Origin of the sequence: Bradyrhizobium sp. STM 3809, from assembly GCF_000239795.1 — a bacterium.
In the GTDB taxonomy this organism is placed as follows: Bacteria; Pseudomonadota; Alphaproteobacteria; order Rhizobiales; family Xanthobacteraceae; genus Bradyrhizobium.
Map to the genome: position 1 here is coordinate 20,922 of NZ_CAFJ01000195.1, position 7,238 is coordinate 28,159.

At 67.1% G+C, this 7,238-nt stretch carries 8 protein-coding genes; 3 read left to right on the forward strand and 5 right to left on the reverse strand.

Annotated elements, in window-relative coordinates; all coding sequences use genetic code 11:
- Nucleotides 1-2: 2 nt before the first annotated feature.
- Nucleotides 3-1,187, reverse strand: coding sequence for a DUF2125 domain-containing protein (locus BRAS3809_RS10725; protein ID WP_008962114.1), 1,185 nt, complete (start codon nt 1,185-1,187; stop codon nt 3-5).
- 99 nt (nt 1,188-1,286) lie between these two features.
- On the opposite strand from BRAS3809_RS10725, the gene BRAS3809_RS10730 reads away from it, so the two are divergent.
- Entirely contained in the window at nt 1,287-1,886 is a 600-nt protein-coding gene (locus tag BRAS3809_RS10730; RefSeq protein ID WP_035656013.1) for a gamma-glutamylcyclotransferase, read from the forward strand.
- A 6-nt stretch (nt 1,887-1,892) separates the two neighbouring features.
- Here BRAS3809_RS10730 and BRAS3809_RS10735 read toward each other — a convergent pair whose 3' ends face one another.
- The 4 genes from BRAS3809_RS10735 to ftsE all read right to left on the reverse strand — a co-directional run bounded on the left by BRAS3809_RS10735 (nt 1,893) and on the right by ftsE (nt 5,262).
- Entirely contained in the window at nt 1,893-2,660 is a 768-nt protein-coding gene (locus BRAS3809_RS10735) for a lysophospholipid acyltransferase family protein (protein WP_008962116.1), read from the reverse strand.
- A 12-nt stretch (nt 2,661-2,672) separates the two neighbouring features.
- Entirely contained in the window at nt 2,673-3,386 is a 714-nt protein-coding gene (locus tag BRAS3809_RS10740) for a YdcF family protein (RefSeq protein ID WP_052523405.1), read from the reverse strand.
- Nucleotides 3,387-3,641: 255 nt separating this feature from the next.
- The gene (locus tag BRAS3809_RS10745) at nt 3,642-4,610 is read right to left on the reverse strand and encodes a cell division protein FtsX (protein ID WP_035656015.1); all 969 of its coding nucleotides are present in this window, start codon (nt 4,608-4,610) and stop codon (nt 3,642-3,644) included.
- Complete coding sequence (gene ftsE / locus BRAS3809_RS10750; protein WP_008962119.1) at nt 4,603-5,262, reverse strand: cell division ATP-binding protein FtsE; 660 nt, start codon at nt 5,260-5,262, stop codon at nt 4,603-4,605. The genes BRAS3809_RS10745 and ftsE overlap by 8 nt, the downstream gene beginning before the upstream one ends.
- 214 nt (nt 5,263-5,476) lie before the next feature.
- On the opposite strand from ftsE, the gene BRAS3809_RS10755 reads away from it, so the two are divergent.
- Nucleotides 5,477-6,328: an MJ0042-type zinc finger domain-containing protein gene (locus tag BRAS3809_RS10755; RefSeq protein WP_035656017.1), complete on the forward strand. Its 852-nt coding sequence runs from the start codon at nt 5,477-5,479 to the stop codon at nt 6,326-6,328.
- A 54-nt stretch (nt 6,329-6,382) separates the two neighbouring features.
- Complete coding sequence (locus BRAS3809_RS10760; protein WP_006615650.1) at nt 6,383-6,763, forward strand: response regulator; 381 nt, start codon at nt 6,383-6,385, stop codon at nt 6,761-6,763.
- The last annotated feature ends 475 nt before the right edge of the window (nt 6,764-7,238 follow it).

Here is a 7,238-nt window from a genome sequence, read left to right on the forward strand (position 1 = left end):
GCTCAGAACAGCGGAGGGATGTGGGCGACCTTGAACGGACCGAGGACGACGGCACCATCGGAAAAGCGCAACGGGAAGGTTCGCGCCTTGCGCCCTTCCAGAGTGGCTTCCTTGCCGAGCGCGTTGATGCCGAGCGCGACGCCGACATTGGCGTTCTGCTTGACCATCTTGCCGAGACCGGGAATGGCACGGTCGAGCGCCCCGAACAGATTGTTCACGTCCTGCGATTTGACACCGGGCGCCACGCGGTCGAGCGTCGCCTGCGGGACGCCGTTCTCAAGCATCTTGTCGAGGCCGAGCGCCGGGATGACCTTTTCGATGCCCGCCACCGTCATCTGCACCTCGCCATCGATATTGCCGTTCGCGGTGAGGGTGAGCGTGCCGGCCGCGATGGCGAGCAGCTCGCCCTGCTGGATGCGCGCCTGGACGATCTCGACATGACCGCCCGCCGCCTGGATCTCGCGAAACCGCTCCGGCCAGGGTTTGGGCCGGAAATCCTTCAGCCCGGTGACCCGGCCCTGGATGTCGGCATTGAACGGCTCCGCGAGCAGCGGGTGGCCACCCCGGATGCTGCCGTTCGCAATCTGCAACGCCGTCTCCAGCACCGGATGATCCGACGGCGTCCCCTCGGCCAGCCGGCCATGCAATTCGGCGTGATCGGCCCGCGCCGCCGGCACCGGAGCGTTGCCCTCGATGCGATCGATGGTCGGCTGCTCGAACACGAGATCGGCGCGCTGCGGCGGCCCCGGAAGACCGCGTACGCTGGCCTGCCCAACGCTCCAATTCACGGCGAACGACGCCGGACCTCGCCCGTCGGCGATCGTTGCCGGCCCTTTGAACTCCGCAATGATCCGCTTCGGATCCCACACCTGCGCAACGACCAGGATCTCATCGAGCTTGGCGTTCATCAGCGGCGTGCCCGCGGACTGCGAGAACAGCGCGACGGTCGGATCAGAACAACGAACTTCGAGCCGGAACGGGAAGCCCGCGACCGAGCGCTTCGCGCAGTCATAGACGCGGCCGGCCTTCGCCTCGCGCGCGCGCCAGGCGTCGGCCTGGACATCGACCTGCGAAGCAGCGAAGAACCAGAACGCGCTCCACGCGACGGCGGCGATCAGGAGCAGGACGGGGGCGATGAAAAGCCCCCAGAGCGGGCGCCTGCGGCGCGCTTGCGGCAAACGAGACATGCAGGACACCCTTTGGCCAGCAATTTTGGCGATTCCGCGATCACGGATTGTGTACATAAATTAACAATTCGCGAGCACCAGACTTAGGCGTCCGCTGTCATGTCCGCAATGACTCTCTCCTCTCGCGAACTTCCCCATGGTGACCTCTGGGTCTTCGGCTACGGCTCGCTGATGTGGCGCCCCGGCTTCGACTTCGTCGAGCAGGTGCCGGCGCGGCTGATCGGCGAACATCGCGCATTGTGCGTCTACTCCTTCGTCCATCGCGGCACACCGGAGAAACCGGGGCTCGTGCTTGGCCTCGATCGCGGCGGCGCCTGTCGCGGGATCGCGTTTCGCGTGGCGGCTGACAAGCGCGATGAGACGATCGCGTATCTGCGCGCCCGTGAGCAGGTGACTTCCGTCTATCGCGAGGTGACGCGCTCGCTGTGGCTCGAGAATGAGGCGCGCGAGCGGGTGAGCGCGCTGGTCTACGTAGTCGACCGCGGCCATGTGCAATATGCCGGGCGGCTGCCGCTGCAGGAGCAGCTGCGCCATGTCCGCCAGGGTCACGGCCAGTCCGGCGCCAATCGCGACTACGTGATCTCGACCGTGAAGGCGATCGAGGCGCAGGGCTTTCGCGACACGCAGCTGCATCGGCTGGCGACGATGCTGCACGACGACGGCCATTCGCTGCATCCGGAGCCGGGCGATGCGTCATAGCGCGCATCAAGCCTGCGCCTCCGCCGGCACGCGTCCGAACAACTGCGCCTGCTCGGCCTGTCCCGCGGCGACGAGACGGCCCGTCGCCTCCTCGATCATGTTCTGCAGGCGCGTCATGAACTCGTCGCGCGGCAGGCCGGGCGGCAGCGGATCGAGAAACTCCACGACGAGCGTCCCCGGATAGCGCAGGAAGGTGCGGCGCGGCCAGAACAGGCCCGAGTTCAGCGCGACGGGCAGGCAGGGTACGCCACAATCGGCATAGATCAGACCGACGCCGCCCTTGTAGTCCGGCGGCGCGCCCGCCGGGCGGCGCGTGCCCTCCGGAAAGATCACGAACTGCCGGCCGTGCTTCACCTCTTCGGCGGCGCGCCGCATCACCTGCTTCAGGGCGCGGGCGCCGGAGCTGCGGTCGATCGCAATCATGTTCGCCTTGATCAGATACTGCCCGAACAAGGGAATGCGCAGCAGCTCGCGCTTCAGCACGAAGAACGGCGCGTCGAAGAAGTGCAACAGCGAGATCGTCTCCCACATCGACTGATGCTTGGCGGCGACGATCAGCGGCCCCGTCGGGATCTTGTCGACGCCGCGATACTCGACGCGGATGTTGCAGACGATGCGCATCAACAGGATGTTGCTCTGTGCCCACCAGTTCGCGACGCGCAGCAGCGCCTTGCGCGGCATCGCGAGCGTCGGCAGTGCGACCAGGGCCCAGAACACGAAGTTCGGATAGAACAGGATGTTGAAGAGCAGCGAACGCAGGAAAATCAGGACCATCAGGAACCCAGTTCAATTGGCTTGCGCCGTCGCCGGACGGCGCGAGATCGCCCCGGTCGGCGGCTCGCTCTCGGGCACGAGGTCGAGGCCGAGATCGGCGAGCCGCAGCCGCGCCTCGGCCGCGACGTATTTGGCATATTCCGACAACAGCAGCCGCAGCGTCGCTCCGCTGGTCCACCACGGCTCGTCGCGCCATTTCTCGCCGACCACGGCATAGGGAATGAGATCCATGCTCGGCATCGCGTGGGACAGCTCGGCAATCGCGCGCGGCATGTGATAGTTCGAGGTCACCACGACCAGCGACTTGAAGCCGCGCTCGGCCGCCCAGCGCCGCGTCTGCGCTGCATTGCTGCGGGTGTTGATCGCGGAATAATCGAGATCGACGCAGCAATTGATGAACGAGCGCGCCTCCGGCAGCGAGCGGGTGATGTCGTTGGCGTCGTTGGTGGGGTGCACGCCGGAGATCAACAGCCGCCGGCCGTAACCGCCCGCCAGCAATTCCACGGCGTCCGACACCCGCGACGAACCGCCGGTCAACACGACGATGCCATCGGCCTTGCGCTCCGGCTTGATCTCGGCGCCGCGCAACTGCGACAGGAAGCCGACGAAGCCGACCGCAGCGACGAAGAAGCCGAGGCCGAGCGTGGCCACGAGGCCCGCGAGCGCCCGGCCCGCCACCACAATGAGCGGCAGCCTGCGCCTGCTATCGTCGGTCTGCAGCCCCATGCAACGCCTGGCGTGTCCCTGCCTGCCTGCGCGGGGCCCCATGCCGTCGCGCGATCCCGTCCTTCAAGTCCGGGACAGCAGGCGGGTTTCGCCGGCCTCCCGATCACGTTTGCTCGCCGCGCATGATGGTGCGCGGCTTCGACCGTGTTCGTGACCCAGCTCACCCCGTCGTGCCTCATCCCGGCGCAGACGATTCTAGGCGTTTTCCGGGCCAAGTGAAATCCGCAACGCGGCGGCCTTGGACACAAGCTGCCATCAGTCGATGCTCGCCAGCGTCGAGAACAGGGTCCGGCGGGCCGCCCAGCCGGTCACCGCGGCGATGACGACCGCCTGTAGCGCAATCGCCACATACCCCAGGGGCCGCAGCGAGAAGGTGCCGAGCAGCGCGGCAAACTGATCGCCGACAGGCGTGCCCGAGAACCAGTTCGCAATCGACTCCGAGAAGCCGAAGCCGAGCATCGCCAGGCCGCCGCCGATCACGCCGCCTTCCAGGCCGAGCTGCAGAAAGTGGCGGAGGAAATGATTGGCAATGTAGCGGTCGCCGGCACCGACGAAATGCAGCACCTCGACGATCGGCCGGTTCGCCGCCATTGCGCCCCGGGTCGCGAACGACACCGAGATGATGGTCGCCGCGATCACCAGCAGCAGGATCCCGAAGCCGGCGAACAAGGTTGCGCCGGTCATCGAGCGCATGCGTTCGATCCAGGCGCGATGATCGTCCACGCTGGCGGTCGGCGCGACCTGGATCACGCGGGCGCGCAGCGCGTTGAGATCGAAGGAGGTGCCGGGCTGCACCCGCGCGATGATGACGCGCGGCACCGGCAGTTCGTCGAACGACAGGCCGCTGCCGAGCCAGGGCTCCAGCAGCTTGCTGGATTCATCCTTGGTGAACGGCCGCACCTCGACGATGCCGGACTGCGCGCGCATCGCCTCGGTCACCAGCGCGACGTCGCGCTCGAGGTCGCGGCCGGTCTTCGGGCGCACCTGAACGGTGATCTCGCTGGCGACGTCCGACTGCCATTCCGCCGCGGATTCGCTGACCAGCAGCACGCCGCCGGTCGTGATCGACGCCAGGAAGGTCATGATCGCCACCACGGCGACCAGCGCGCGGCCCGCGATCGAGGCCCGCGGCACGATCGGCGACACGATGCGCGCCTGCGCCGGCAGTTGCGGGCGGTCCTCGCCCAGATCGACCAGAAGGCCGCGATCGTCCACGCTACTCATAGATGTGCAATCGTCCCTGATGCAGCACCAGCCGGCGGGCCTCGTACTGGTCCATCAGCGTGATGTCGTGGGTTGCGATGATCACCGCCGTCCCCGAGCGGTTCAGTTCGATGAACAGCCGCAACAGGCGGCGCCCCAAGGTCGGATCGACGTTGCCCGTCGGCTCGTCCGCGAGCAGCAGCTGGGGCCGCGAGATCACCGCGCGCGCAATGGCCGCACGCTGCTTCTCGCCGCCGGACAGGATCGGCGGCAGCGCGTCCATGCGCTCGCCGAGACCGACCCATTTGAGGAGATCGATCACCTCCTTGCGATAGCTCGACTCGTCCCGCCCCATGACGCGAAACGGCAGCGCCACGTTTTCATAGGTGGTCATGTGGTCGAGCAGGCGGAAGTCCTGCAGCACGATGCCGATGCGCTTGCGCAGGTCGGCGATCTCCTCCTTGCTGAGCAGCGAGATGTCGTAGCCGAACAGGTTGACGAGCCCGCGGGTCGGCCGCAGCGACAGGAACAGCAGCTTGAGCAGCGAGGTCTTGCCGGCGCCCGACGGGCCGGTGAGAAACTGGAAGGAATGGGCCGGAATCTGGAACGTGAGGTCGCGGAGGATCTCCGGCCCCAGCCCATAGCGCAGCCCAACATTTTCGAACCGAACCAAAGCCTCAGCTCCGTTCGACAGCGCGCAGGGGCGATCCGTACGCGACAAGCCCGGGGGTACGATTGCCCGATTGAGCGCCCGTTATGGTTTCCGGTTCGTTAATGGTTGCCATGTACCAATGGCGCGATTGCGTTCCGAAGTTCGTCGACATGGCGGTCCTTGTAGCACGAACTGTCGGAAACAAAGCGGCAATGGCCGTTGGAGAACAGGCGCGATGTTCATCGTTTGCCCCCATTGTGCGACATCTTATGCCATTGATCTGGCAACCCTGGGTATGGCGGGCCGCAGCGTGCGGTGTTCCCGTTGCAGGGAGGTCTGGCTGGCGCGCCCCGAGGATGCGGTCGAGGCTCCGGCGCCCCTGCCGGCCATGGCCGAGGCCGGGGCGCCCGCGCCGCGCGACGCCGCCGATGAATGGGAGGCTCTCGCCCGCGAGGAACCCGACGAGCAGCCGCCCGAGGTGGAAAGCCCGCCGATCGCCGCCGGCTGGCCAGAGGATGCCGTTGCCGAGGAGTCCGGCGACGCCACGGCCGACGCCGAGCAGCCGGCCCGAGGCCGGCTCGCCCGGCTCGCCGGCCTCGGCAGGCTGATCAGGCGCCCGGCCCTGCCGGACTTCCCGGGCAAGAAGGTCTTCAACCTCCCGGTGCTGACCGCCGCCATGGCGGCGCTCACGATCGCGGGCGGGGTGTGGCGCGCGGACGTCGTCAGGCTGATGCCGCAGACGGCCTCGTTCTACAAATTGGTCGGATTGGAGGTGAATCTGCGCGGCGCCGTCTTCAAGGACGTGAAGCTGGCGACCGAAACGGTCGACGGCAAGCCGGTGCTGGTGATCGAGGGCGCCATCGTCAGCACCACCAAGAAGGCGGTCGACCTGCCGCGGCTGCGCTTCAGCGTCCGCGACGCGCAGGGCACCGAGATCTACGCCTGGAATACGCTGCTCGAGCAGACCGTGCTCAAGCCCGGGGAGCGCATCGCGTTCAAGTCGCGCCTCGCCTCGCCCCCTCCCGAAGGCCGCAATATCGATATACGCTTCTTCAACCGGCGCGACCTCGCCGCCGGCAGTGCATGATGATTCCGGTCTCGTGGCTCGCCCGCGGGGCCCACGAGACGGAGACGAAACGACATGTCGCGCGTCCTGATCGCCGACGACGAAGATTCGATGCGCACCCTGGTCGCGCGCGCGATCGCGATGGACGGCCACGAGACCGTCACCGCGCAGGATGGCGCCGAGGCGCTCGACATCCTCACACGCGAGAACGGCGCATTCGACCTGCTCTTGACCGACATCCAGATGCCCATCATGGACGGCATCGCGCTGGCGCTGTCGGCGGCGCGCGACTTTCCCGATCTGACGATCCTGCTGATGACCGGCTTCGCGCATCAGCGCGAGCGCGCGTCGAACCTGAATGCGATCGCCCATGACGTGATCACCAAGCCGTTCTCGGTCGCCGACATCCGCACCGCCGTCGCCGACGCGCTGGCGTCGAAGGCGGCGAAGGCTTAAGGCACTGCGGCACTCGTTTGCCTGCAGCAGCCGCGCAGCCATCGTCTGATCGCGGCCATCCTCGGTCGTACGGCATTCTCCGCCGTCGTCCCGGCGAACGCCGCGACCCATACCCACCGGCCGTCGTTGATGCAGAACGCTGGTCCTCCATCCCGCGCAATCACATCTCCCTGGGGTTCTGGGTCCCGGCGTTCGCCGGGACGACATCGATGGACGAGGTGACCGCACTATTCCAGCTGACGCGCCCCTCTCGTCCAGAGATGGTGAGAAGGACTGCCGCTCTCACATCCGTCATTGCGAGCGCGGCGAAGCAATGCCGACTATCTCTGCGGAGGGAACCTGGATTGCTTCGCTGCGCTCGCAACGCCGCCGGGTGGGCCTCTCGTGTCCCAACTCATGACTCACAGGTCGCGCGCCCGCGATCCCGCGGCACGCGGTGCCCGAGCTGCGCTGATCATTGTCGCCCTCAGAAGTC